General features: G+C 39.4%; 29 protein-coding genes, 1 tRNA gene and 1 riboswitch. Of the genes, 25 read left to right on the top strand and 5 right to left on the bottom strand.

Going from position 1 to position 24,799, the window contains the following annotated elements; translation table 11 throughout:
- The coding region (locus tag RWM06_RS07025; RefSeq protein ID WP_313970606.1) for a pneumococcal-type histidine triad protein at nucleotides 1-2,259 on the top strand (2,259 nt) is incomplete at its 5' end.
- 35 nt (nucleotides 2,260-2,294) lie between these two features.
- Here the strand turns inward: RWM06_RS07025 and pepT are convergent.
- The gene (gene pepT / locus RWM06_RS07030; protein ID WP_313970607.1) at nucleotides 2,295-3,518 is read right to left on the bottom strand and encodes a peptidase T; all 1,224 of its coding nucleotides are present in this window, start codon (nucleotides 3,516-3,518) and stop codon (nucleotides 2,295-2,297) included.
- A 154-nt stretch (nucleotides 3,519-3,672) separates the two neighbouring features.
- On the opposite strand from pepT, the gene hemH reads away from it, so the two are divergent.
- A complete protein-coding gene (gene hemH / locus RWM06_RS07035) occupies nucleotides 3,673-4,767 on the top strand; it encodes a ferrochelatase (protein WP_313970608.1) in 1,095 nt (364 codons plus the stop codon).
- Nucleotides 4,768-4,808: 41 nt separating this feature from the next.
- On the opposite strand, the gene mscL is transcribed toward hemH, so the two are convergent.
- Nucleotides 4,809-5,189 carry a large conductance mechanosensitive channel protein MscL gene (gene mscL / locus RWM06_RS07040; protein WP_313970609.1) on the bottom strand — a complete coding sequence of 127 codons (381 nt, stop codon included), beginning with the start codon at nucleotides 5,187-5,189 and terminating at the stop codon, nucleotides 4,809-4,811.
- A gap of 80 nt (nucleotides 5,190-5,269) precedes the next feature.
- Complete coding sequence (locus tag RWM06_RS07045; RefSeq protein ID WP_313970610.1) at nucleotides 5,270-5,701, bottom strand: GtrA family protein; 432 nt, start codon at nucleotides 5,699-5,701, stop codon at nucleotides 5,270-5,272.
- Nucleotides 5,702-5,729: 28 nt separating this feature from the next.
- A riboswitch (PreQ1 riboswitch) is annotated at nucleotides 5,730-5,826 on the top strand.
- Here RWM06_RS07045 and RWM06_RS07050 point away from each other — a divergent pair.
- From RWM06_RS07050 to dapA, 5 genes are all read left to right on the top strand, one after another.
- Nucleotides 5,824-6,333, top strand: coding sequence for a QueT transporter family protein (locus tag RWM06_RS07050; protein ID WP_313970611.1), 510 nt, complete (start codon nucleotides 5,824-5,826; stop codon nucleotides 6,331-6,333). Its footprint overlaps the riboswitch before it by 3 nt.
- Before the next feature lie 100 nt (nucleotides 6,334-6,433).
- A tRNA-Thr gene (locus RWM06_RS07055) sits at nucleotides 6,434-6,506 on the top strand.
- Nucleotides 6,506-6,814: a hypothetical protein gene (locus tag RWM06_RS07060; protein WP_313970612.1), complete on the top strand. Its 309-nt coding sequence runs from the start codon at nucleotides 6,506-6,508 to the stop codon at nucleotides 6,812-6,814. The genes RWM06_RS07055 and RWM06_RS07060 overlap by 1 nt, the downstream gene beginning before the upstream one ends.
- 225 nt (nucleotides 6,815-7,039) lie before the next feature.
- On the top strand, nucleotides 7,040-8,116 hold the full coding sequence (locus RWM06_RS07065; protein ID WP_218764390.1) for an aspartate-semialdehyde dehydrogenase: 1,077 nt from the start codon (nucleotides 7,040-7,042) through the stop codon (nucleotides 8,114-8,116).
- Nucleotides 8,117-8,171: 55 nt separating this feature from the next.
- A complete protein-coding gene (gene dapA, locus RWM06_RS07070; protein WP_000121606.1) occupies nucleotides 8,172-9,107 on the top strand; it encodes a 4-hydroxy-tetrahydrodipicolinate synthase in 936 nt (311 codons plus the stop codon).
- Between the two features lie 46 nt (nucleotides 9,108-9,153).
- Here dapA and mnmE read toward each other — a convergent pair whose 3' ends face one another.
- Together mnmE and RWM06_RS07080 are read right to left on the bottom strand one after the other, a co-directional pair.
- A complete protein-coding gene (gene mnmE, locus RWM06_RS07075) occupies nucleotides 9,154-10,527 on the bottom strand; it encodes a tRNA uridine-5-carboxymethylaminomethyl(34) synthesis GTPase MnmE (RefSeq protein ID WP_313970613.1) in 1,374 nt (457 codons plus the stop codon).
- 137 nt (nucleotides 10,528-10,664) lie between these two features.
- The gene (locus RWM06_RS07080) at nucleotides 10,665-10,847 is read right to left on the bottom strand and encodes a 4-oxalocrotonate tautomerase (RefSeq protein ID WP_001117401.1); all 183 of its coding nucleotides are present in this window, start codon (nucleotides 10,845-10,847) and stop codon (nucleotides 10,665-10,667) included.
- Nucleotides 10,848-10,970: 123 nt separating this feature from the next.
- Here RWM06_RS07080 and RWM06_RS07085 point away from each other — a divergent pair, with 123 nt between their 5' ends.
- From RWM06_RS07085 to RWM06_RS07170, 18 genes are all read left to right on the top strand, one after another.
- Nucleotides 10,971-11,570: a thymidine kinase gene (locus tag RWM06_RS07085; protein WP_033683647.1), complete on the top strand. Its 600-nt coding sequence runs from the start codon at nucleotides 10,971-10,973 to the stop codon at nucleotides 11,568-11,570.
- Complete coding sequence (locus tag RWM06_RS07090; RefSeq protein ID WP_033683645.1) at nucleotides 11,560-12,039, top strand: GNAT family N-acetyltransferase; 480 nt, start codon at nucleotides 11,560-11,562, stop codon at nucleotides 12,037-12,039. Before RWM06_RS07085 ends, RWM06_RS07090 begins: the two co-directional genes overlap by 11 nt.
- A gap of 9 nt (nucleotides 12,040-12,048) precedes the next feature.
- Nucleotides 12,049-13,128 (top strand): peptide chain release factor 1, encoded by a 1,080-nt coding sequence (gene prfA / locus RWM06_RS07095; RefSeq protein ID WP_001028815.1) that lies wholly within the window; start codon nucleotides 12,049-12,051, stop codon nucleotides 13,126-13,128.
- A complete protein-coding gene (gene prmC, locus RWM06_RS07100; RefSeq protein ID WP_313970614.1) occupies nucleotides 13,128-13,964 on the top strand; it encodes a peptide chain release factor N(5)-glutamine methyltransferase in 837 nt (278 codons plus the stop codon). The genes prfA and prmC overlap by 1 nt, the downstream gene beginning before the upstream one ends.
- The gene (locus RWM06_RS07105) at nucleotides 13,948-14,550 is read left to right on the top strand and encodes an L-threonylcarbamoyladenylate synthase (RefSeq protein ID WP_313970615.1); all 603 of its coding nucleotides are present in this window, start codon (nucleotides 13,948-13,950) and stop codon (nucleotides 14,548-14,550) included. The genes prmC and RWM06_RS07105 overlap by 17 nt, the downstream gene beginning before the upstream one ends.
- Nucleotide 14,551: 1 nt before the next feature.
- Entirely contained in the window at nucleotides 14,552-14,983 is a 432-nt protein-coding gene (locus tag RWM06_RS07110) for a GNAT family N-acetyltransferase (protein WP_313970616.1), read from the top strand.
- Nucleotides 14,984-15,042: 59 nt separating this feature from the next.
- Nucleotides 15,043-16,299, top strand: coding sequence for a serine hydroxymethyltransferase (glyA, locus tag RWM06_RS07115; protein ID WP_313970617.1), 1,257 nt, complete (start codon nucleotides 15,043-15,045; stop codon nucleotides 16,297-16,299).
- Nucleotides 16,300-16,306: 7 nt separating this feature from the next.
- Complete coding sequence (locus RWM06_RS07120) at nucleotides 16,307-17,281, top strand: nucleoid-associated protein (RefSeq protein WP_313970618.1); 975 nt, start codon at nucleotides 16,307-16,309, stop codon at nucleotides 17,279-17,281.
- Nucleotides 17,281-17,895 carry a cell wall hydrolase Pmp23 gene (gene pmp23, locus RWM06_RS07125; protein ID WP_000476378.1) on the top strand — a complete coding sequence of 205 codons (615 nt, stop codon included), beginning with the start codon at nucleotides 17,281-17,283 and terminating at the stop codon, nucleotides 17,893-17,895. Before RWM06_RS07120 ends, pmp23 begins: the two co-directional genes overlap by 1 nt.
- 73 nt (nucleotides 17,896-17,968) lie before the next feature.
- Nucleotides 17,969-18,943, top strand: coding sequence for a DUF1002 domain-containing protein (locus RWM06_RS07130; protein ID WP_313970619.1), 975 nt, complete (start codon nucleotides 17,969-17,971; stop codon nucleotides 18,941-18,943).
- Nucleotides 18,944-19,016: 73 nt separating this feature from the next.
- Nucleotides 19,017-20,378 (top strand): 23S rRNA (uracil(1939)-C(5))-methyltransferase RlmD, encoded by a 1,362-nt coding sequence (rlmD, locus tag RWM06_RS07135; RefSeq protein WP_313970620.1) that lies wholly within the window; start codon nucleotides 19,017-19,019, stop codon nucleotides 20,376-20,378.
- 208 nt (nucleotides 20,379-20,586) lie between these two features.
- Entirely contained in the window at nucleotides 20,587-20,760 is a 174-nt protein-coding gene (locus tag RWM06_RS07140; RefSeq protein WP_080982957.1) for a hypothetical protein, read from the top strand.
- A complete protein-coding gene (locus RWM06_RS07145) occupies nucleotides 20,757-21,536 on the top strand; it encodes a replication initiator protein A (protein ID WP_313970621.1) in 780 nt (259 codons plus the stop codon). Before RWM06_RS07140 ends, RWM06_RS07145 begins: the two co-directional genes overlap by 4 nt.
- A 98-nt stretch (nucleotides 21,537-21,634) precedes the next feature.
- Nucleotides 21,635-22,993, top strand: coding sequence for a DNA (cytosine-5-)-methyltransferase (gene dcm / locus RWM06_RS07150; RefSeq protein WP_125378591.1), 1,359 nt, complete (start codon nucleotides 21,635-21,637; stop codon nucleotides 22,991-22,993).
- A complete protein-coding gene (locus tag RWM06_RS07155; RefSeq protein ID WP_313970622.1) occupies nucleotides 22,977-23,426 on the top strand; it encodes a hypothetical protein in 450 nt (149 codons plus the stop codon). The genes dcm and RWM06_RS07155 overlap by 17 nt, the downstream gene beginning before the upstream one ends.
- Nucleotides 23,419-23,799 carry an arsenate reductase gene (locus RWM06_RS07160; protein WP_048787847.1) on the top strand — a complete coding sequence of 127 codons (381 nt, stop codon included), beginning with the start codon at nucleotides 23,419-23,421 and terminating at the stop codon, nucleotides 23,797-23,799. Before RWM06_RS07155 ends, RWM06_RS07160 begins: the two co-directional genes overlap by 8 nt.
- Nucleotides 23,800-23,811: 12 nt before the next feature.
- Nucleotides 23,812-24,045 carry a hypothetical protein gene (locus RWM06_RS07165; RefSeq protein WP_000840778.1) on the top strand — a complete coding sequence of 78 codons (234 nt, stop codon included), beginning with the start codon at nucleotides 23,812-23,814 and terminating at the stop codon, nucleotides 24,043-24,045.
- Between the two features lie 2 nt (nucleotides 24,046-24,047).
- Nucleotides 24,048-24,635: a type II CAAX endopeptidase family protein gene (locus tag RWM06_RS07170; protein WP_313970623.1), complete on the top strand. Its 588-nt coding sequence runs from the start codon at nucleotides 24,048-24,050 to the stop codon at nucleotides 24,633-24,635.
- Nucleotides 24,636-24,799: the final 164 nt, after the last annotated feature.

The raw sequence follows: 24,799 nt of genomic DNA on the forward strand, positions 1-24,799 counted from the left end.
CACCATGAAGAACACGGCCATGGTTTTGATGCCAATCGAGTTATCAGTGAAGATGCGGCAGGATTTGTCATGACTCATGGCGACCACAATCATTACTTCTTCAAGAAGGATTTGACACCAGAACAAATCAAGGCAGCTCAAGATCATTTGAGAGGTAAAACGCCAGTAACACCAAGTCCAGCACATGATGACGATGATGATCATGATGAAGATGCACATGGTCATCACCATGAAGAACACGGCCATGGTTTTGATGCCAATCGAGTTATCAGTGAAGATGATCAAGGATTTGTTATGTCCCACGGTGACCACAATCATTATTTCTTCAAGAAAGATTTGACAGCAGAGCAAATCAAGGCAGCGCAAGACCATTTGAAAACACATCATGATGCAGAGCCTGTAAAACCTCTTGCTAAAACGGTAGAGTCTTTCTCAAGAGATGCTAGCGATGAAGAAAAGATTGCTTATATTTCTAAGACCTACGGGGTTCCACTTGAAGCTATTAGAATTTCAAACGGATTCTTTGTCTTTGGAAATCCAGACCAAGCCTACGATCCGACTCATATCCATCCCTACGCTGTTCGTAAGGAACATGTTCGACTTCCACTCCAAACTGGCAATCCAGAACTTGATTTCTTAAATGAACTCTATACAACTGCCTTACGTGATGGTGTGTCTCCTTATAGCTTACAGGTGGAAAATGGTAGTTTTGTGATTCCTCATGGCGACCACAATCACTACATCAAGGTTCAAACCAAGGGCTATGAAGTAGCTTTGAAAAACAAGATTCCAGCTCTCCAATCCAACTATCAACCTGGAGATTTTGATGAGAAGGCAGTCTTGGCAAAAGTAGATCAACTTCTAGCTGAAAGTAGAACGATTTATCAAGGTCAACCAATTAAACAAAGACAGATTGAGTTGGCTTTGGGTCAATTTACTGAGAGTATGAAGAAACTTGCAACCAACTCTACTGCGGGTTATCTTGCAAGACTTGACCTCTTTGATAAGCAATATATCCATATTGATGAAAGTGTCAAACCAGTCGAAACAAGTGCTTTAGATAAGAAATATCAGACCTTGATTGATAAAATCAATACACTAGATACTGACTCTTATGGACTTCCGAAAAAAGACCTTCTAGTTCGACTCCAAGAAGCTAAGTTGGCTAAAGATGAGGTTGGTTTAGTAGCGATTGAATCACAACTTCAAGCTCTTCAAGATTTTAATGATCGTACTGGTGATACAACAGTGGAATACATCAAGTACTTCTATGAGCACGTAAATGATAGTCGTTTAAGTGATGAGCTTCGTAATAAAGTTGCTAATTTGACTTTGACTTTATATCAATCACAATCTTTCCGTAAGGCTGTGGACTTGAATAAACTGTTCCCAAGCATTTACCAAACAAAACAAGAAGTAGAAGAGGCTTTGAAAAATCAGCCAGCTACTGCAAAAGTAAATGAAACAGTTTTAGATAAAGAAACAGTTGATAGTCAATCTGCTAAGCAAGCAATTTATGAATTCCTGAAAGAAATCTATCCTGATCTTAAGAAAGAAGAACATGTCAATCATGTTAGCAAAGAGCAAGTTGAAACTATCTTAACCAAAGCAGAGCAATTCTTAGCTCAAGTTAAAGAAGTGGGAATCAGACAATCCTTGGCAGAAGAAGTAGAAAATCTAAAAGTTGCAGCTAGCAAGGCTGATGCAGATTTGGATGAAATCAATGTCCAGGTTAACGATCTCTTGAAACGTATTGTAGCTACTCTACAAAAAGAGAAAGAGACTGCGCAACAAGATCCACAAATAATTAATCTACATAAACAACTCTATGGATATATCAACTCATTACATAAGTATTTAGAAGATAACAATGGTTCAAATGAAGAATTTGATAAAGTTGATAAACTATTCGATCAACTTGATGATGATGTGAAAAATAATGATAAAGAAGCTTTACTTGAATTAGCGAAAACAATAGTAGCCTTGACTCAAGAAATCAAGTCAAAATCAAGAGCAAGTGAGGAAGCAACTCCAGCAACAAATGCTAAATCGAATGCTGATAGCACAAGTGCAGAGAATCAACCAATTGCAAGTACAGCAACCGAAGCACCAGTAGCATCTGAATCTAACAGTGAAACTGCAAGCGACGAAAGCAAACCAAGCAACACAAGAGATTCTAAGCCTGCTGAATCAACTTCAGAAAAGGAAACAATAGAATCTACAACAAGTACTGGAAATCAAGAAAAACCAGCTCAATAAAAAGAAAGGCGAAGTAGCTGAGCTACCTCGTCTTTTTAGTCTTTATAAGCTACGATACCAATGATGGTATCAACTGCACGTTCCATGGTCTGAAGGCTGACGTATTCAAAACGTCCGTGCATGTTCTCTCCGCCTGCAAAGATATTTGGAGTTGGGATTCCCATAAAGGAAATTTTAGAGCCGTCTGTTCCACCACGGATTGGTTCAATAATAGGCTTGATCCCTAAGTCCTCCATAACGGCCTTAGCAATGGTAATTGGAGTCATGTCTTTTTCAATGACTTCTTTCATATTGTAGTACTGGTCAGTCAAGTTTAGTGTGACACGGTCGCTACCAAGTTCTTGATTCATTTTGTCAGTGATTGCTTGCATAGCTTTCTTACGAGCTTCAAAGGCATCCTTTTCAAAATCACGAATGATGTAGCTAGCACTCGCCTCCTCAACACTACCTGTTACATCCATAAGATGATAGAAACCTTGGTAACCATCCGTTAACTCAGGTCGGTCATTCTCTGGGAGTTGATTATGGAAATCAATTGCTAATTGCAGAGCATTTACCATCTGTCCCTTTGCAGTACCAGGGTGGACATTACGACCTTGGAAATGCAATTCAGCCCCAGCTGCTGAGAAGGTCTCGTACTGAAGTTCACCTAATGGGCCGCCATCAACAGTGTAGGCAAAATCCACATCAAAATCTTCTGCATCAAATTTATTAGCACCAACACCGATTTCCTCATCTGGACCAAAACCAACACGAATCTCACAGTGTTTGATTTCAGGATGGGCAGTCAGATATTCAATAGCAGTCATAATTTCAGCAATCCCTGACTTGTCATCAGCACCTAGTAAGGTTGTTCCATCAGTTGTAATGAGCGTTTGTCCTGGATATTTCTCCAGACTCTTAAAGTCAGCTGGATCCAGTTTGAAACCAGAATTTCCAAGATCAATCACACCACCATCGTAGTTTTCAATTACCTGTGGATTGACTCCTTCGGCATTAAAATCAGCAGTATCCATGTGGGAAATGAAGCCAATTTTACGTGTTAACGATGGATCATTGGCTGGCAAGGTACCAATCGCAAAACCATTCGGTAGATAGTAAACATTTTGAAGTCCAACACGTTTCATTTCAGGAATTAGAACATTGGTTGCAAAGTCAACCTGACTCTGCGTACTTGGAGTAGTAGTAGAGTGTTCATCAGAGCGCGTGTTGACCTTAACGTAGGTTAGGAAGCGATCCAAGAGATTTGGGTAAGTCATTAAAAACTCCTTTTGAATTTATTTTTTTCCATTGTATCATAGAAAGAAGAGAAAAACAAAAGACAAAAGAGTGAGAATGTCACTATCTTGGCGTTTACTTATTAATAAATTAATGATAAAATATACTTGATAAGAATATCACAAGGAAGTAGTTATGAAAAAAGCAATTTTAATGATGACCTTCGGTTCGCCAGAAGAGATTACCTTTGAAGGTGTGGCTGATTTTTTCACAAATATTCGTCGTGGAGTGAGACCTCAAAATCACGAGATTCAAACCCTTTATGACAATTATGTGCTAATTGGAGGGACCCCTCTGCAAAAAATTACCCGTGAAGAGGTTGCCTTGGTAGAAGCTAGATTGGGAAATGAATACAGTGTCTATTTTGCTAATAAGTTTTCTAGTCCCTTTATTCCAGATGTGATTGGTCAGATGGAAGCAGACGGCATTGAACAGTGTATTTGCTTGATTTTGGAGCCCCATTATTCTTTTTACTCTGTCATGGGATACGAGAAATTTTTAGAAAGCAAACAAATTCAATTTTTGGTCATTAAGGACTGGTATCAAGAAGAAGCACTCTTAAACTATTGGGCAGATGAAATTGCTAATATTTTAAAAGAAAAAGTAAAACAGGATAGCTTTAAAGTCATCTTTTCAGCCCACAGTGTGCCCATTTTTGCCTTGGATTTTGGCGATCCTTATATCGATCAAATTTTTGAAAATAGCAAGTTAGTCGCTGAAAAACTAGGTTTGAGTTCCGAACAATATACAAATACCTGGCAAAGTGAGAGTGATATCGGGATTCCTTGGATTAAGCCAGATGTATTAGAATACCTCAGAGAACAGACAGAACATCCAGAGCATTATATTTTTGTACCTATTAGTTTTATCAGTGAGCACATTGAAGTCTTGTTTGATAATGATGTGGAATGTTATGACTTGTGTCAGGAATTGGGTGTCAACTACCATCGTCCACCAATGCCAAATACGGATTCTCGCTTGATTGATGCCTTGGTCAATACAGTCAGAGCTAATGAACATCAGGAGTTTAAGGAATTTCTCCCAGAAGAAGAAACCTTTGATGAATTAGTTCCTTCAGATGAGACTAAAAATATCTTGGCCGAATCTCAAGATTTACAAATGCCTGAATTTGTGAAAAAACTGATTGAGAAAAAAGGGCGGGAGAATGTTAAGATGCCTTATCTTATCAAAAAAATGCTTGAAAAAGCAGGCAAGTTACCCAAAGAGTAAAGAAAAAAGGATTTAGCTTTGCGCTAGATCCTTTTAATCGATTATTTTTTCTCAAGAAGAGCTTTGATTTCTTGAAGTACTTCCAACTCAGTTGGAGCAGCTGGAGCTTCCTCAGCAACTTCTTCTTTTTTAGTAAGGCTTTGAGCTTTTTCCATTGCTTTAATTACAAAGAAGAGAACAGTACCTACAACAAGGAAGTTGATAATAGCACTCAAGAATTTACCATATGTAACACCATTCCATGCAAGCTCAGCGATGTTTTGTACTTTCGCAGCTTCCAAGGCAGGATTCAATAGAAGTGGAGTGATGATATCGTTAACGAATGAAGTTACAATAGCACCAAAAGCAGAGGCAATGATCACACCGACAGCAAGGTCGACAACATTACCACGAAGCAAAAATGCTTTAAGATCCTTTAACATTTTCATAATTCCTTTCCAAAATTTTTACTATTTATTATATATTGATTAAGAAAAGCTTGCAAGATATATGCTCAGAAGTTTTATTTGTTAAAAACATAGACCTTACTTAAAATGTAATTAAGAATAATTATCAATAATTGTGCAATTATCGTTTCAATTGCATTTACCTTATCAGGATTTTCGTTTACAAATTGCCCTATGATATGAGGGAATTGAGTTACAAACAGAAAAGTAAAGAGCAAATCTAACAGAAAAGTAGAAAGGCGAGCAAGAGAAAATTTCACTAAACGGATAATTCGATTCTTCCTTGCTTGCTTAAACACAATCGTATCATTTGTGATAAAGGCAAAGAGGATACCGATACTATTCGCTAGAGCAGTAGCGAGAAGTTCTTTGTGTGTTAGTTGATAAATGACTAGTCGTGAGAGAATCGAAACTAGAGTTGTTGCAAGGCCAAAAAAGAGATAGGCTAAGATTTCATTGTTAAGAAATTTTTGAATACGAATTTTCATGTTTTTAGTATAGCATAAAGCAGGCTATTGTGCTATACTAGTAAGGTTGATTGAATCAACCCTTGGTGCTTAGCTTCTTTCACCAAGCATATTACACGCGGGAAACCGCCAAAGGAGAAAACATGAAAAAATTAACTATTCGTGATGTTGCAGATATTGCAATCGTTGCTGCTATCTATGTCGTTTTAACTGTCACACCACCCCTAAATGCCATCAGCTATGGTGCTTATCAGTTTCGTATTTCAGAAATGATGAACTTTATGGCTTTTTACAATCCTAAGTACATCATCGGAGTTACCATCGGTTGTATGATTGCTAATTTTTTTAGCTTCGGACTGCTAGATGTCTTTGTTGGTGGTGGATCAACCCTAGTATTCCTCAGTCTAGGTGTTTGGCTTTTTGCAAAATACAGCAAGGATTATCTCTTTAACGGATTGATTCGAAAAGATCATTTCTTCTTTTCAATCCTCTTTTCAATTTCCATGTTTACAATTGCTGCCGAGTTGAATATCGTAGCGCAATTACCACTCTTCCTCACTTGGTTTACAACAGGTATCGGTGAATTTGCCTCATTAATTATTGGTGCGATTATCATTGGTAAAATTGGTCGTCGAATCGATTTAAGCAAATAGAAGAAGACAAGCTAGGTAGCCTTTACCTGGCTTTTTCCTATGGAAAATTTCTAAGGAAACCTTGACAAAATTTTCTGATTATAGTATACTTTTCAAGTAAGCTGATTTAGCTCAGTTGGCAGAGCGCATCCATGGTAAGGATGAGGTCGCCGGTTCAATCCCGGCAATTAGCATGAAAGAAACAGAAAAGCCCTTGATTTACAAGGGTTTTTGTTATGTCTGCCCCAAATTTTTCAAAGTGCAAACTGGGAAGCTAGCCGCAGGTTGCTCAAAGCACTGCTTTGGGGTTGCAGATAGAACTGACGAAGTCAGCTCAAAACATGTTTTTGAGGTTGTAGATGAAACTGACGAAGTCAGTAACCATATATACGGTAAGGCGACGCTGACGAAGTTTGAAGAGATTTTCGAAGAGTATAAAGAGTTTTGTCTGTTGACAAAAGTCATTCTCTTTAGTAGAATAATAGACGCGATGAGTCGATAAGTAGTCTTCGGACTACTATTGAGCATAAGGAGGTCATAACGCAGGAGCGGACCTTGATGAGTTGTGTGAACCTGCTCATCACATGGAGATGCCTCTTAGTCCCTGGTCTAGCGACTGGGGATTTTTATTTTCCAAAAAATAATGAAAAAGCTTTGCAATTCATGAAAAAAGTAGTATAATACATCTATTATAGAAATTTTTAGAAAATTCCGAAAGAGGTTATTTATGGGATATACAGTTGCTGTAGTCGGCGCGACAGGTGCTGTCGGAGCTCAGATGATAAAAATGTTGGAAGAATCAACACTTCCAATCGATAAAATTCGTTTACTTGCTTCTGCACGTTCAGCGGGTAAGACTTTGAAATTTAAAGACCAAGATATTACGATTGAAGAAACGACTGAAACAGCTTTTGAGGGAGTTGATATTGCTCTCTTTTCAGCAGGTGGTTCTACATCAGCTAAGTATGCACCATACGCAGTTAAAGCTGGCGCAGTAGTAGTAGATAATACATCTTACTTCCGTCAAAATCCAGATGTTCCTTTGGTTGTTCCAGAGGTCAATGCTCACGCACTTGATGCCCACAACGGGATTATTGCTTGCCCTAACTGTTCAACAATCCAAATGATGGTGGCTCTTGAGCCAGTTCGCCAAAAATGGGGCTTGGACCGTATCATTGTTTCAACTTACCAAGCCGTTTCAGGTGCTGGTATGGGAGCAATTCTTGAGACACAACGTGAACTTCGTGAAGTCTTGAATGATGGTGTAAACCCACGTGATTTGCATGCAGAAATCTTGCCTTCAGGTGGTGATAAGAAACATTATCCTATCGCTTTTAATGCTCTTCCACAAATTGATGTCTTCACTGACAATGATTACACATACGAAGAGATGAAGATGACCAAGGAAACTAAGAAAATTATGGAAGATGATAGCATTGCAGTATCTGCAACATGTGTGCGTATTCCAGTCTTGTCAGCTCACTCTGAGTCTGTTTACATCGAAACAAAAGAAGTGGCTCCAATCGAAGAAGTAAAAGCAGCTATCTCAGCCTTCCCAGGTGCTGTTCTTGAAGATGATGTAGCTCATCAAATCTATCCTCAAGCTATCAATGCAGTTGGTTCACGTGATACCTTTGTTGGTCGTATTCGTAAAGACTTGGATGCTGAAAAAGGAATCCACATGTGGGTTGTTTCAGATAACCTTCTCAAAGGTGCTGCTTGGAACTCAGTTCAGATTGCTGAAACTCTTCATGAACGTGGCTTGGTTCGTCCAACAGCTGAATTGAAATTTGAATTAAAATAGTCATATCGTTTAGGAGTTCAGATGAACTCCTTCTTTGAAATAGAGAGGTGTTTTCATGTCTTATCAAGATTTAAAAGAGTGTAAAATCATCACAGCCTTTATTACTCCCTTCCACGAGGATGGTTCCATCAACTTTGATGCTATTCCAGCCTTGATTGAGCATTTATTGGCCCATCATACGGATGGAATTCTTCTCGCAGGAACGACTGCTGAGAGTCCAACTTTGACCCACGATGAGGAGTTGGAACTCTTTGCGGCTGTACAAAAGATTGTCAATGGACGCGTTCCTTTGATTGCGGGTGTGGGTACCAATGATACGCGTGACTCTATCGAGTTCGTTAAAGAAGTAGCAGAATTTGGCGGCTTTGCTGCTGGACTCGCTATTGTACCTTACTACAACAAACCTTCTCAAGAAGGGATGTATCAGCACTTTAAGGCGATTGCAGATGCTTCCGACCTACCAATTATTATCTATAACATTCCTGGGCGTGTGGTTGTTGAATTAACTCCAGAAACTATGCTTCGTTTGGCTGACCATCCAAATATCATTGGTGTCAAAGAATGTACTAGCTTGGCTAATATGGCTTACTTGATTGAGCACAAGCCTGAAGAATTCTTGATTTATACAGGTGAGGATGGAGATGCTTTCCATGCCATGAACCTTGGTGCGGACGGGGTCATTTCTGTTGCATCCCATACAAATGGGGATGAGATGCACGAGATGTTCACTGCCATTGCAGAAAGCGATATGAAGAAAGCAGCGGCTATTCAGCGTAAATTCATCCCTAAAGTCAATGCCCTCTTCTCTTATCCAAGTCCTGCTCCTGTCAAGGCCGTTCTCAACTATATGGGATTTGAAGCTGGTCCAACTCGATTACCTCTAGTTCCAGCACCAGAAGAAGATGCCAAACGCATTATAAAGGTTGTTGTAGATGGCGATTACGAAGCGACTAAAGCAACCGTAACAGGGGTCTTAAGACCAGATTACTAATAAAGACAATAAAATCCATGACCGGAACAACGATCATGGATTTTTCTTATTTTCCTAAACAGAATTGGCTAAAGAGCTGGGTAATGAGTTCATCAGGAGCAGCATCTCCAGTGATTTCTCCGAGAATTTCCCAAGTACGGGTCAAGTCAACTTGAAGCAAGTCAACTGGCATACCTAGTTCCAGCCCTTCATTAACAGCCTGTAGGCTTTCAACAGCCTTTTCAATTAGGGAAATGTGACGGGCGTTAGATAAGTAGGTAGCATCTTGCTCAACCAAACCAGCATTTTCAAAGAAGAGGTTGTTGATTCTCTCTTCAATCTTGTCGATGTTTTGGTTTTTAAGGACTGAAATACGAATAACGTCTTCAGGTAGTTCCGAAGTTTCAATCGCTTCAGGCAGGTCGGTTTTATTAAGAAGAATAATGCGATTAGTCTCCTGACTGATTTCTAGGAGTTGGCGATCTTGGGCTGTCAGCAGTTCACTAGCATTTAACACTAGTAGTACTAGGTCAGCTTCCTTGAGGGCTTTTTTCGAACGCTCGACACCGATTTGTTCAACGATATCATCCGTTTCACGAATACCAGCTGTGTCAATCAATTTTAGAGGAACACCGTTGATGTTGACGTATTCTTCAATGACATCACGTGTCGTACCAGCAATATCGGTTACGATTGCCTTGTCTTCACGCAAGAGGTTGTTGAGGAGGCTGGATTTTCCAACGTTGGGACGGCCGATGATGGCAGTTGAAATTCCTTCACGGAGGATTTTACCGCGACGAGCTGTCCTAAGCAGATTGGTTAGCAACTGTTCAAACTCTAGAGTCTTCTCGCGGACAACAGCAGTAGTGGCTTCTTCAACATCGTCATACTCAGGATAGTCGATATTGACCTCGACTTGGGCAAGAGTATTGAGGATTTCTTGCCGAGTATTATTAATGAGGTCAGAAAGGGAGCCGTCTAATTGCTTAACTGCAATGTTCATGGCCTTGTCAGTTTTGGCACGGATGATGTCCATCACCGCCTCAGCCTGTGTCAAGTCTACGCGACCGTTTAGAAAGGCACGTTTAGTAAATTCTCCAGGTTCTGCCAACCGAGCTCCTTCACGGATAGCCAGCTGGAGAATCTCATTGGTTACCGCAATCCCACCGTGGGTGTTGATCTCGATAATATCCTCACGAGTGAAGGTCTTTGGAGACTTCATAGCCCCAACCATAACCTCGTCCATAACCTTACCAGTTTGAGGGTCAACGATGTGACCGTAGTTAAGAGTGTGGCTAGCAACCTGACTCAAGTCTTTCCCTTTAAAAATTTTTTGCGCAATGGTAAAACTGTCAGTTCCGCTCAAGCGGACAATACCAATGGCTCCTTCACCTAGTGGAGTAGAGATAGCAGCGATGGTATCAAATTCACGTGTAATCATAATATTTCCTTTAATTAATAGCTCTTTTCTTGGAAATTCTTCCAAGTATCCTTTCAAATTGTAACAAATTTAAACTATTTCTTCAATGGATGCCACTTGGAGATTGAAAAAGCCTAAGCAATTCTGCTTAAGCTAGCTTATTTGGTACGCATTTCCCCTTGTGGGAAGTAAGTTCCTTCTGGCATGTCGTTGATGATGACATGAACGGCTGATTGAGGGGCTCCAGTATTACGGACAACAGCTTCCGTCACTTCCTTAGCAAGAGCTTTCTTTTGCTCGAGCGTGCGTCCTTCAAATAAATCGATGCGTACAAATGGCATAATAGCTTCCTCCACTAGTTTTTGATTTCTTCTATTTTACCACATTTTGCCGTTTAAAGCTTAAGAAAATTATGATATACTAGAATGTAGCAAAAATTTAGAAATGGACGTGAAGCAAGAAGCATGGCACAGTTGTATTATCGTTATGGGACCATGAACTCTGGTAAGACCATTGAGATTCTCAAAGTGGCCTATAACTATGAGGAGCAAGGAAAAGGTGTTGTCATTATGACCTCGGCTCTGGATACGCGTGACGGTGTTGGCTATGTGTCGAGTCGTATTGGCATGAAACGCCCTGCCCTTGCGATTGAGGAAACGACGGATATCTTCGGTTATATCCGAGACCTACCAGAAAAGCCTTACTGTGTTTTGGTCGATGAAGCCCAGTTTCTCAAGCGTCACCATGTTTACGACCTAGCTCGTGTTGTGGACGAGTTAGACATACCCGTCATGGCCTTTGGTTTGAAAAATGACTTTCGCAATGAATTGTTCGAAGGTTCCAAATATCTCTTGCTTTTAGCAGACAAGATCGAAGAAATCAAGACTATTTGCCAGTATTGCAAGAAAAAGGCGACTATGGTCTTGCGTACACAGGATGGACTGCCCGTTTATGATGGTGAGCAGATTCAAATCGGTGGAAATGAAACCTATATCTCGGTTTGTCGTAAACATTATTTTGCGCCAATGATAACCTCTAACAAGGAGCAAAACTATGACAATTGAACTAAGAGATGTCACAATGGAAAATTATTTTGATGTTTTGAATTTGGATGTCAAGGAATATCAAAAACAATTCATTGCAACCAACGCAATTAGTTTAGCTGAAGCATACGTCTACACTAAAAATGGAGATTTTGTAGCTCCATTGGCAGTTTATAATAATGATGCAATCATAGGATTTGTGATGATAGCTTATGATAAAAAGATCGGAATTAGTAGTGGAAATTATTTACTATTTCGTTTTATGATTGATAAGAATCTTCAAAATCAAGGATATTTTAAACCAATTATGGATGAAGTGCTAGACTATGTTCAGACAGCGCCAGCAGGTTTAGGCAATAAACTTTGGTTGTCTTATGAACCAGAAAATGAACATGCAAGATCTTGTTACCTCAGTTATGGATTCAAAGAAACTGGGGAAATATCCGAGAACGAAGTAGTAGCAATCTATGATCTAACAATTGAGAAATAAGGAGAAAAAATGAATATCTATGATCAACTACAAGCTGTAGAAGACCGTTATGAAGAACTAGGTGAATTGTTGAGTGACCCTGATGTCGTTTCAGACACCAAGCGTTTCATGGAGCTTTCAAAAGAAGAAGCTTCAACTCGTGACACGGTAACAGCCTACCGTGAGTACAAACAAGTCCTTCAAAATATCGTTGATGCCGAAGAGATGATTAAGGAATCGGGCGGAGATGCGGATTTGGAAGAAATGGCTAAGCAAGAATTGAAAGATGCCAAGGCTGAAAAAGAAGAATACGAAGAAAAACTGAAGATCTTGCTCCTTCCAAAGGATCCAAACGATGACAAGAACATCATCCTAGAAATCCGTGGAGCAGCTGGTGGAGATGAAGCAGCACTTTTCGCTGGGGATTTGCTAACCATGTACCAAAAGTATGCAGAAGCCCAAGGATGGCGCTTTGAAGTTATGGAAGCTTCTATGAACGGTGTCGGTGGTTTCAAAGAAGTGGTTGCTATGGTTTCGGGTCAGTCTGTATACTCTAAACTCAAGTATGAATCAGGTGCCCACCGAGTGCAACGTGTTCCTGTGACAGAAAGCCAAGGCCGTGTACATACTTCGACAGCCACAGTTCTTGTCATGCCTGAAGTGGAAGAAGTAGAATACGATATCGATCCAAAAGACCTTCGTGTTGACATCTACCACGCATCAGGTGCTGGTGGACAGAACGTCAACAAGGTTGCGACTGCTGTTCGTATCGTTCACTTGCCAACCAATATTAAGGTTGAGATGCAGGAAGAACGTACGCAGCAGAAGAACCGTGAGAAGGCCATGAAAATCATCCGCGCGCGTGTCGCTGACCACTTCGCACAAATTGCACAAGATGAACAAGATGCTGAGCGTAAGTCGACAATCGGTACTGGTGACCGTTCAGAACGGATTCGTACTTATAACTTCCCACAAAACCGTGTCACAGACCACCGTATCGGCTTGACCCTCCAAAAACTAGATACCATTTTGTCCGGTAAATTGGATGAAGTTGTGGATGCTTTGGTTCTTTATGACCAAACACAAAAATTAGAAGAATTAAACAAGTAATGAAATTAGCTCAATTATTTTCAGATTTTGAAGAAGAGTTGATAAGACAAGGAGAGGAAGCAGAAAGCCTCTCTTTTGTCTATCGTAGCCTAAAAAATCTCTCTTTTACAGACTTTGTTTTTGCCCTCCAGCAGGAAGTGACGGAAGAGGAAGAAATATTTGTAAACGGAATTTTCCAACAGTTAGCAGCTCATAAACCAGCTCAGTATATCATTGGACAGGCAGATTTTTATGGAATGCAGTTAACAGTTGATGAGCGAGTATTGATCCCTCGTCCAGAGACGGAAGAGTTGGTGGAGCTCATTCTAGCTGAAAATCCTGAGACGAATCTTTCAGTTCTGGATATCGGTACAGGTAGCGGAGCTATTGCTCTAGCTCTAGCAAAAAACAGACCAAATTGGTCAGTAGTGGCAGCGGATATTTCCCAAGATGCTTTAGATTTAGCTAGCGAAAATGCTAAAAAGCAAAATCTTCAAATATTTTTAAAAAAATCTGACTGTTTTACAGAAATTTCTGAAAAATATGATATAATTGTTTCCAATCCACCCTATATCTCTCGTGAAGATGAGTCAGAGGTCGGCTTGAATGTCTTGCATTCGGAGCCTCATCTAGCTCTCTTTGCAGATGAGAATGGTCTAGCCATTTACCGTAGAATTGCGGAAGATGCAAGAGACTATCTCAAAGACGGTGGTAAGATTTACCTTGAAATTGGATACAAGCAAGGTCAAAGTGTTCCTGAACTTTTTAGGAAACATCTTCCTGAAAAACGAGTAAGAACACTTAAAGACCAATTTGGTCAAGATAGGATGGTTGTAGTTGATGATGGACAGGGTTAGACAAGAGTTAGAAAATGGTGGAGCTGTCGTTCTGCCTACAGAAACGGTTTACGGTCTTTTTGCCAAGGCTCTAGACGAAAAAGCAGTTGATCATGTTTACCAACTCAAACGTCGACCTAGAGACAAGGCGCTCAATCTCAATGTTGCCTCTTTAGAGGATATCTTGTACTTTTCAAAGAATCAGCCAACTTATCTACAAAAACTTGTAGAGACCTTTTTACCAGGTCCCTTGACCATTATCCTTGAAGCTAATGACCGAGTTCCCTATTGGGTCAATTTTGGTCTCGCGACTGTTGGATTTCGAATGCCCAGTCACCCCATTACACTAGATTTAATTAGAGAGACGGGGCCCTTGATTGGGCCGTCTGCCAATATTTCAGGTCAGGCAAGTGGGGTAACCTTTGAACAAATTCTGAAGGATTTTGATCAAGAGGTTCTGGGACTGGAAGACGATGCTTTTCTAACTGGACAAGATTCAACTATTTTGGACTTGTCTGGAGACAAGGTGAAAATCTTACGCCAAGGGGCCATTAAGCGAGAAGATATTCTTGCTCGGTTGCCAGAGATTTCTTTTGAGGAGGCATGAAATGCTAAGAAATTTAAGAGAAACTGATGTAAAAGCTATATGTGAGATTAACCAAGAAGCCTTAGGCTATTCTTTTAGTCCAGAGGACACAGCTAGTCAACTAGCTAGACTATCTCAGGATTCCCATCATTTCCTACTTGGCTATGAGGATGAAGTCAGTCATGTCCTACTTGGATATGTCCACGCTGAGGTCTATGAATCCCTCTATTCCAAAGCAGGATTTAATATTTTAGCCTTAGCAGTTTCACCTCAAGCACAAGGGCAAGGTATTGGTAAAAACTTGCTAAAAGGGTTGGATCAAGAAGCAAAAAGACGTGGCTATGGGTTTATCCGTTTAAACTCTGCTGATCATCGTCTGGGAGCTCATGCATTTTATGAAAAAGTTGGTTATACTTGTGATAAAGTGCAGAAACGGTTTATTCGCATCTTTTAGTTTGTTTTCATATTCTAAAACAAACTAAAGGACCTGTCACACTATAAAGGAGAAGACCTATGATTTTTGACAAAGATGATTTTAAAGCGTACGATGCTGATCTATGGAATGCTATTGCCAAAGAAGAAAAACGCCAACAAAACAACATTGAGTTGATTGCTTCGGAAAACGTAGTTTCCAAGGCTGTTATGGCAGCTCAAGGGTCTATCTTGACGAATAAATACGCCGAAGGCTACCCAGGACGCCGTTATTATGGTGGAACTGATGTTGTAGACGTGGTAGAGACTCTTGCTATTGAACGCGCAAAAGAAATTTTCGGCGCTAAATTTGCCAATGTCCAACCTCACTCAGGAAGCCAAGCCAACTGTGCGGCTTACATGGCCTTGATTGAACCAGGTGATACAGTTATGGGGATGGATTTGGCAGCAGGTGGACACTTGACCCACGGAGCTCCAGTTAGCTTCTCTGGTCAAACCTACAACTTTGTTTCTTATAGCGTGGACCCTGAAACGGAACTCTTGGACTTTGATGCTATTTTGAAACAAGCCAAAGAAGTCAAACCCAAATTGATCGTAGCAGGTGCTTCAGCCTATTCTCAAATTATCGATTTCTCAAAATTCCGTGAAATTGCTGATGCTGTAGGGGCTAAGCTCATGGTAGATATGGCCCATATCGCTGGGTTGGTTGCAGCTGGTTTACATCCAAGCCCAGTGCCATACGCTCACATCACGACAACAACGACCCACAAAACCCTTCGTGGACCACGTGGTGGTTTGATTTTGACCAACGATGAAGACCTAGCTAAGAAGATCAATTCAGCTATTTTCCCTGGTATTCAAGGTGGTCCTTTGGAACATGTTGTGGCTGCTAAGGCAGTTTCCTTTAAAGAAGTATTAGATCCAGCCTTCAAGGAATATGCTGCTAATGTTATCAAGAACAGCAAGGCTATGGCAGATGTCTTCTTGCAAGACCCTGATTTCCGTATCATTTCTGGCGGAACTGAAAATCACCTCTTCCTAGTGGATGTGACTAAAGTTGTAGAAAACGGCAAAGTTGCTCAAAACTTGCTGGATGAAGTCAATATTACCTTAAATAAAAACTCAATCCCTTACGAAACTTTGTCACCATTTAAGACAAGTGGGATTCGTATCGGAGCAGCAGCCATTACTGCACGTGGATTTGGTGAAGAAGAAAGTCGCAAAGTGGCTGAACTCATCATTAAAACCCTTAAAAATGCAGAAAATGAGGCTGTCTTAGAAGAAGTGAGAAGTGAAGTCAAAGCATTGACAGATGCCTTTCCATTATACGAGGACTAAAAATTTTATGGACATTTATATTAAGAAAGCCATTATCCATCAGTTCAGTCCAGATGATACCGAGCTGTTCCTAGCGGATAAGTTTCTCAATATCACTCCAAAAATCGAAGAATACCTGCGTAAAAAAATTGAACGTGTGTATTCAGATGAAGCCAAGACTGGGATTTTCGAAGAAGAAAATCCCTTCTTCAATCACATCACAGATGATTTATTGGAGACATCAGTAACACTGACGAATCTCTGGAAAGAAGAGTTCAGTATTTCTGAAAACCTCAAGACCAATGACTTGATTTTTGTGCAATTTTCTAAAGAAGGCGTGGAACATTTCGCTTTCTTGCGAATTGCACTGCGTGAGACCCTGACTCACCTCGGTGGAGAAGTTGATAATCCAATCAAGCTAACTCAGAATAACTTACCTGGATTTGGAACAGGTGCTGATGAGGCCTTGGTGGTTAATCTTCAAAGTCGCAAGTACCATCTGATTGAAAAACGAATCAAGTACAACGGGACTTTCTTGAACTATTTTTCAGAAAATCTTCTTGCTGTCGCCCCTAAGATTTCACCTAAGAAATCCATCAAGGAACTGGAAAAAACAGCCCAGAGAATTGCTGAGACTTTTAACACAGATGATTTTCAATTTCAATCTAAGGTCAAATCAGCAATTTTCAACAACCTAGAAGAAAGCAATGAATTGTCACCTGAAAAATTGGCTAACGACCTTTTTGACAACAATCTGACGGCTCGTTTGAGCTTTATTGACCAAGTCAAAGAAGCTGTCCCAGAACCTGTTCAGTTTGATGAAATTGATGCCAGTCGTCAGCTAAAGAAATTTGAAAACCAAAAACTTTCCTTGTCAAATGGAATTGAGCTCATTGTTCCCAATAACGTCTATCAAGACGCAGAATCGGTCGAGTTTATCCAAAATGACAATGGAACTTACTCTATCTTAATCAAAAATATCGAGGATATCCAAAGTAAATAATGTTTAAACGAATTCGAAGAGTGCTTGTACTAGCAGTCTTCCTTTTTGCTGGCTATAAAGCTTACCGCGTTCACCAAGATGTCAAACAAGTTATGACCTATCAACCCATGGTGCGAGAAATCTTGAGTGAAAAAGACACCCCAGCAAACGAAGAGCTCGTGCTCGCTATGATTTATACCGAAACAAAAGGAAAAGAAGGCGATGTCATGCAGTCCAGTGAGTCTGCAAGTGGCTCCACCAACACTATCAATGATAATGCCTCCAGCATTCGGCAAGGTGTACAAACTCTGACAGACAATCTCTATCTGGCCCAGAAAAAGGGTGTTGATGTTTGGACGGCTGTGCAAGCCTATAATTTTGGACCTGCCTATATCGATTTTATAGCCCAAAATGGCAAGGAAAATACACTTGCACTGGCCAAACAGTACTCTCGTGAGACTGTTGCTCCCTTGCTGGGTAATACCACTGGAAAGACTTATAGTTATATTCACCCCATTTCCATTTTTCACGGTGCAGAACTCTATGTAAATGGAGGAAACTATTACTATTCTAGACAAGTGCAACTCAACCTTTACATCATCAAATGTTTCACTCTCTTTTCGACATCTGGCTAGTCCAGGTGTTTTTGCTATAAGTTTTCTTTAAGATAGATATATTACTCTAGAAAGGTAAAGGAGGAAATTCCCCATGAGAAAGAAACTCTTTCTGACTAGTGCTGCGGTCTTGTGGGCAGTAACAGCTATGAATAGCGCCCATGCAGCAACAGATGTACAAAAAGTTATCGATGAAACCTATGTCCAACCTGAATATGTCCTAGGTTCTTCACTATCTGAAGACCAAAAAAATCAAACCCTTAAGAAATTAGGTTACAATTCCTCAACAGATACCAAAGAACTCAAGACCATGACACCTGATGTCTATTCTAAAATCATGAATGTAGCAAATGACTCTAGTTTACAGTTGTATTCATCAGCCAAGATTCAGAAACTAGGTGACAAGTCGCCACTTGAGGTCAAGATTGAAACACCAGAAAACATCACTAAGGTGACGCAGGATATGTACCGAAATGCAGCAGTAACCTTGGGTGTGGAACACGCCAAAATCACTGTAGCAGCCCCTATTCCAGTTACAGGTGAGAGTGCCTTAGCAGGGATTTACTATTCGCTAGAGGCTAATGGAGCCAAGGTACCACAAGCGAATAAAGACTTGGCTCAAGAAGAGCTGAAGGCTCTGTCCGATATCAATTCTGAAAACAAGGACAAAACTGGCTATGATGCTAATAAATTAAATGTTGCCCTAGCTGATATCAAGTCAGCACTCGCCAAAGCTAAAGAAAGTAAGGGAAATCTGACAGAGGAAGATGTCCGTAAAATTGTTGAAGATACCTTAAAAAATTACAAACTTGATCAGGTTATAACAGGAAACCAGATCAATATTATCATCAATTTTGCTTTGAATCTCTCAAAGAGTGATATCCTCAGCAATGCAGACTTCACTAAAACCCTGAATGACCTTAAACAAAGTATTGTTTCACAAGCTGGCGACAGTTTTAAAAATATCAACCTTAACTTTGATGCTGATAAGGCGCTAGAGGACGGCGGTAATTTCCTAAGCTCTCTCTGGCAAGCCATTGTTAACTTCTTCAAGAGTTTTGGTTCTTAAGAAATTTCATGGTATAATAGATGGTAACCGTAACGTTGCCGTCTTTTTTGTCGGCCAATAGAAAGAGAAGAGAATGTTAAAGAAAAATGATATTGTAGAAGTTGAAATTGTTGACTTGACCCATGAAGGGGCAGGAGTTGCCAAGGTGGATGGTTTGGTCTTTTTTGTAGAAAATACTTTACCGAATGAAAAAATCCTTATGCGTGTCCTCAAAGTAAACAAAAAGATTGGTTTTGGGAAAGTTGAAGAATACCTTGTCCAGTCGCCACACCGTAATCAAGATCTCGATCTGGCTTACCTGCGTTCAGGAATCGCTGATTTAGGACACCTTTCTTATTCAGAACAGCTCAAGTTTAAAACCAAGCAGGTCAAGGACAGTCTTTACAAGATTGCTGGAATTACAGATGTAAAAGTTGTTGAAACACTTGGCATGGAAAATCCAGTCAAGTACCGTAACAAGGCACAGGTCCCTGTTCGTCGTGTTAATGGTGTCTTGGAAACTGGATTTTTCCGTAAGAATTCTCATGACCTCATGCCATTGGAAGATTTCTTTATCCAAGATCCTGTGATTGATGAGGTAGTAGTAGCCCTACGCGACTTGCTGCGTCGCTATGATTTGAAACCTTATGATGAAAAGGAACAAGCTGGCTTGATTCGAAATCTTGTGGTGCGTCGTGGTCACTATTCTGGACAAATCATGGTTATTTTGGTAACAACTCGTCCCAAAGTTTTCCGTGTGGAGCAATTGATTGAAAAACTAATCAAGCAGTTCCCAGATATTGTGTCTGTTATGCAAAATATCAATGACCAAAATACCAATGCGATTTTTGGTAAGGAATGGCGCACCCTTTATGGACAAGACTATATTACCGACCAGATGCTGGGAAATGACTACCAAATCGCTGGACCAGCATTTTACCAAGTTAATACTGAAATGGCTGAAAAACTTTATCAAACAGCCATTGATTTTGCGGATTTAAAAGAAGATGACGTGGTTATTGATGCTTATTCTGGTATTGGGACGATTGGTCTTTCTGTTTCGAAACATGTCAAAGAAGTCTATGGTGTTGAAGTGATTCCAGAAGCGGTTGAGAATAGCAAGAAGAATGCTCAACTGAACAATATTTCAAACGCCAACTACGTCTGTGACACAGCTGAAAACGCCATGAAGAACTGGCTCAAGGAAGGTATTCAACCAACTGTTATCTTGGTTGATCCTCCACGCAAAGGCTTGACCGAAAGCTTTATCAAAGCAAGCGCCCAAACAGGAGCAGACCGCATTGCCTATATCTCTTGTAATGTCGCAACCATGGCGCGTGATATCAAACTCTACCAAGAATTGGGCTATGAATTGAAGAAAGTCCAGCCGGTGGACTTATTTCCGCAAACGCATCACGTGGAGTGTGTAGTGTTGCTACAACGAAAAAAAGGGTGAAAATCCTTGATTTCAAGCTATTTTACAAGCATTTTGTCTTTGTAGATAAAGGCAATTTTGACATAAAAAAAGTCCTAAAAAGGCACATAGATGTAAATGTATTTGTAGATATCGTTTGCGTATCGGAAAAATGAATACAACAATAAATATTTATCTAAGGAGAGAACAATTGAATATTGTTCTCCTTTTTTTATTTTCAGGAGGGAAAATGACAAAAGAATTACAATCATCACGCTATATTGTCATTTCATTTTTAGTACGTGAAATGGGAATTGATATTGTTGAGGCCATCACTCTTATGGCTGAATTAGAAAAAAGTGGCTTGGTTCGATTGGAATCAAGTGGAGATTTAATACTCAAAGAACTTGGAGGCGCTCTATGAAACGAATTACCGCAAATCAATACCAAACTTCAGAACGGTATTATAAATTACCTAAAATTCTTTTTGAGGATGAAAAATATATGGATATGAAACTAGAAGTAAAGGTGGCTTACTCTATTTTAAAAGATCGTTTAGAATTATCTCTCAATCGTGGTTGGATAGATGAAGAAGGAGCAGTCTATTTAGTATTTTCTAATTCTAAACTGATGAGGCTGTTAGGTTGTTCGAAGTCAAAATTACTGTCCATCAAAAAAACTCTTAAAGAATATGACTTAATTGATGAAGTCCAACAGTCTTCAAGTGAGAAAGGAAGACTAGCTAATAAGATTTATTTAGGGGAATTATCTTCTACCCCAGTAGCTAGTTCAAACAGGCCTAGTGTTAAAAAAAGACTAGGGCAGGTTGAAAATGAAACGCCCCCCGTCTCATATTCAGCCCCTAGTGAGACTGAAGTTAGTGAGACTAAATATAGTGAGACTGATTCTTTATTTATTGAGGATAAGGAGGAAAGGAATACTCAACCTATCTTGAGAAGAAAAGTAGAAAAGGTCACAAAATATGATCGAGATTATATTTGGGGATTGGTACAAGAACAATTTAGACGAGAAGGTTTTTCTGAAACAGCCAGTGAAATTGCTATGACTGATTTTGAGAGAATCTATCAGTATGCTCTAGATAATGTTCGCTTTGTGAGACGAGCGGAAGTACTTGCTGAATTTGTGTTTAATGGCTTGTATTCCGTTTGGAATAACCGTGTTAGAAAAGGAGGTGGTTAAATGTCGCCAATCGAGTGGATATTAGTTATGCTCATTGTCATTTCAAGTGGTGTGACACTTTGGACATTGATAGTCGATCAGAAAGGGGTGATAAAGAAATGAAATTTATTGATTTATTTTCAGGTATCGGAGGATTTCGACTTGGAATGGAAAGTGTCGGACACGAGTGTATTGGATTTTGTGAGATTGATAAATTTGCTAGAGAATCTTATAAGTCCATTTTTCAAACAGAAGGAGAAATAGAATTTCATGACATACGAGATGTTTCAGATGACGAATTTAAAAAACTTAGAGGGAAAGTCGATATCATCTGTGGGGGATTCCCTTGTCAAGCATTTTCAATCGCAGGAAGACGATTGGGATTTGAAGATACTAGAGGCACTCTGTTCTTTGAAATTGCTCGGGCGGCCAAACAAATCCAACCACGTTTTCTTTTTCTTGAAAATGTTAAAGGCCTACTCAATCACGATAAGGGACGGACGTTCACCACAATCCTTACCACGCTTGATGAGTTGGGGTTTGATGTTGAGTGGCAGGTGCTTAACAGTAAGGATTTTGGCGTTCCCCAAAACAGAGAGAGGGTGTTTATTATCGGACATTCTAGAAAGAAAGGTACCAGACTCCTATTTCCTTTCAGACGAGAAGGTCAAGCAACTAACTCTGAGACTTTGAAAGAACTAGGGAATTTAAATCCATCAAGAAGTGGAATGAGTGGTGAAGTCTATTATTCAGAAGGTCTTGCGCCAACTTTAGTTCGTGGAAAAGGAGAAGGATTTAAGGTTGCGATTCCTTGTATGACACCAGATAGATTAGACAAAAGACAAAATGGTAGACGTTTCAAGGATAATCAAGAGCCAATGTTTACTTTAAATACTCAGGATCGTCATGGCATTGTCGTTGTTGGAGATTTACCGACTAGCTTTAAGGAGACCGGTCGTGTCTATGGAAGTGAGGGCTTATCTCCAACACTGACTACAATGCAAGGTGGAGATAAAATTCCTAAAATACTAATTCCAGAACCAATCCAATTTCTAAAAGTCCGAGAGGCAACGAAAAAAGGATATGCTCAAGCAGAAATAGGAGATTCAATCAATTTGGAAAGACCAAGTTCTCAGTATCGTCGTGGTAGAGTTGGCAAAGGTATAGCGAATACGTTAACAACTAGTGGTCAAATGGGAGTAGTAGTGGCTAGCTATGAAGGAGAAGATAAACAAGTTTATCATGTAGCCGGTGTCTTGATAGATGGACAATTTTACCGTCTGAGGATAAGACGAATCACTCCTAAAGAGTGTTTTCGCTTGCAGGGATTTCCTGATTGGGCTTTTGAAGCTGCTAGAAAAGTCTCTAGTAATAGTCAGCTCTATAAACAAGCTGGTAATAGTGTAACCGTTCCTGTGATTGCCGCAATCGCAAAGAAATTAAAAGAAATAGAGGAAAAAGATGAAAGCGTTAAATAAAGAGTCAATACTATATTGTGATGAATTAGAAACAGAATTACATGATGCAGAAATGATGCAGTTGGATGAACAAATATTTTTGATGCCCAATTATCCATGTGAGTTTGAGGTGACATTTTTAGATTATTACCATAAAAAACATAATTACCCACTATTTTATGAATCCTATCTTCAAAACATTATGGAATTCCTTGAAAGTCAGGATATAAAGAACGGAGCTGATGCTTTTGTAGATGATCATCAGAATCTTGTTTTTGTTTTATATGGGCAAGGCTATCGAGCCGAGGGAAAAGAGGGAATACTTACAACCCAAGTAACTGTAAAAGCTTATGATGAAGACAAGAAACCGATTAACTTCGCAAATTTATTAGATTCCTTAATCGTCTCAGAATATAAAATGGAACCGAATCTTTGGGAGGTCTCCCATGATTGATCTCTATCTAAGTAAAAATAACCATAGAAATCAACTTCTTTTAGAATTCTTCCAAAACTATGGCATTGAGGTATCCTGTCATTCGATTTCTGAAATGACAAGGGATAAATTAATTGAGCTGATGAGCTATTCTTCAGATTGTTTTGAGTTTTTATCTCCCAATTTATTACGATTTAAGAACCGTGACAATTTAAGATTAACGGATTTCATTGAAATGATATTAAAAAATCCTGAACTAACCATCAGACTTCCTCTTGCGGTTTCAAATAAGAGAGTTTATCCAAATCTAAATTTGGAGGAAGCTAGAGCTTTATTGCCAAGAGATACGAAACAATTGATTTACATGGAACAAACACATTATTTATCTAGTTAAAGGAGAAGCAATATGGCTGAACGATTTTGGGAGAACTTGTCCATTATTTTGGCTGAAAGAAATATTAGCTGGATTGAGTTAACCAGAAAAATGTTTGCGGGAGAGTTTCACTATCCAAGTGAATTGAATCGTTTGTATCAAAAGATTAGGCACTACAAGGTGGAACAACGAATGCCTCAAAGTCCATGGGTAGAAAGGATTGTACAGGTATTAGATTTAGATTATGAAGATTTATTTCGGAGGTAACTATGAAAAGAATAATTCCAGTTTATATATTCCAACAAGTAAATGTCCTATTGGTATCTCTATACTTACTGAAATTTCTTTGTATCGGTGAGTTAACTATACTACAGATTCTCTATGGTTCGTCACTCATTTCTTTTTTATGGATGTATGGCCAACGTAAAAAAGTGCATAAGGTCAGTATGAAATCTAGGATAAAGTGGATTAGTATTGGATTCGTTAGCCTACTGATTATAAGTCTATGTTTTAGTCTGATTCATGCTCAAGAAAGCACGAATCAAGCAAACTTAATTGGCCTTCGAAATCAAGTTCCTTGGTTTTCATTTTTATTGTTCTTAATCAATGCTAGTATGGTTGAAGAATTTCTGTATCGAGAAATTTTATGGAACTTGGTTAGAAAATTAGATATTAGAGTTGCTTTGACAAGTGTTTTATTTGCCTTAGCACATCATCCAGGAACCATTTTAGCTTGGTGTTTGTATGTTTCACTTGGGATGTTTTTAGGGATGGTGCGCTATAAATCGGACTTATGGGGCAGTATGGGACTACATTTGGTGTGGAACCTACTAGTTTATAGTTTGCTGCTTTTTTAGAGTAAATTAGCTTGTTTTAGGGAAATGAAATGCTAACGTTATGTAACAATGTTAGTCTTTTATTTCAAAGTCTTTGATTAATATGAATTTAGCTCGACAGAAAAATAAGAAATGTGATAAAAATTTCAACTACTCTTATCTATAATAAAGCTACCTGTTCTTTG

Source organism: uncultured Streptococcus sp., assembly GCF_963516575.1.
Taxonomy (GTDB): domain Bacteria; phylum Bacillota; class Bacilli; order Lactobacillales; family Streptococcaceae; genus Streptococcus.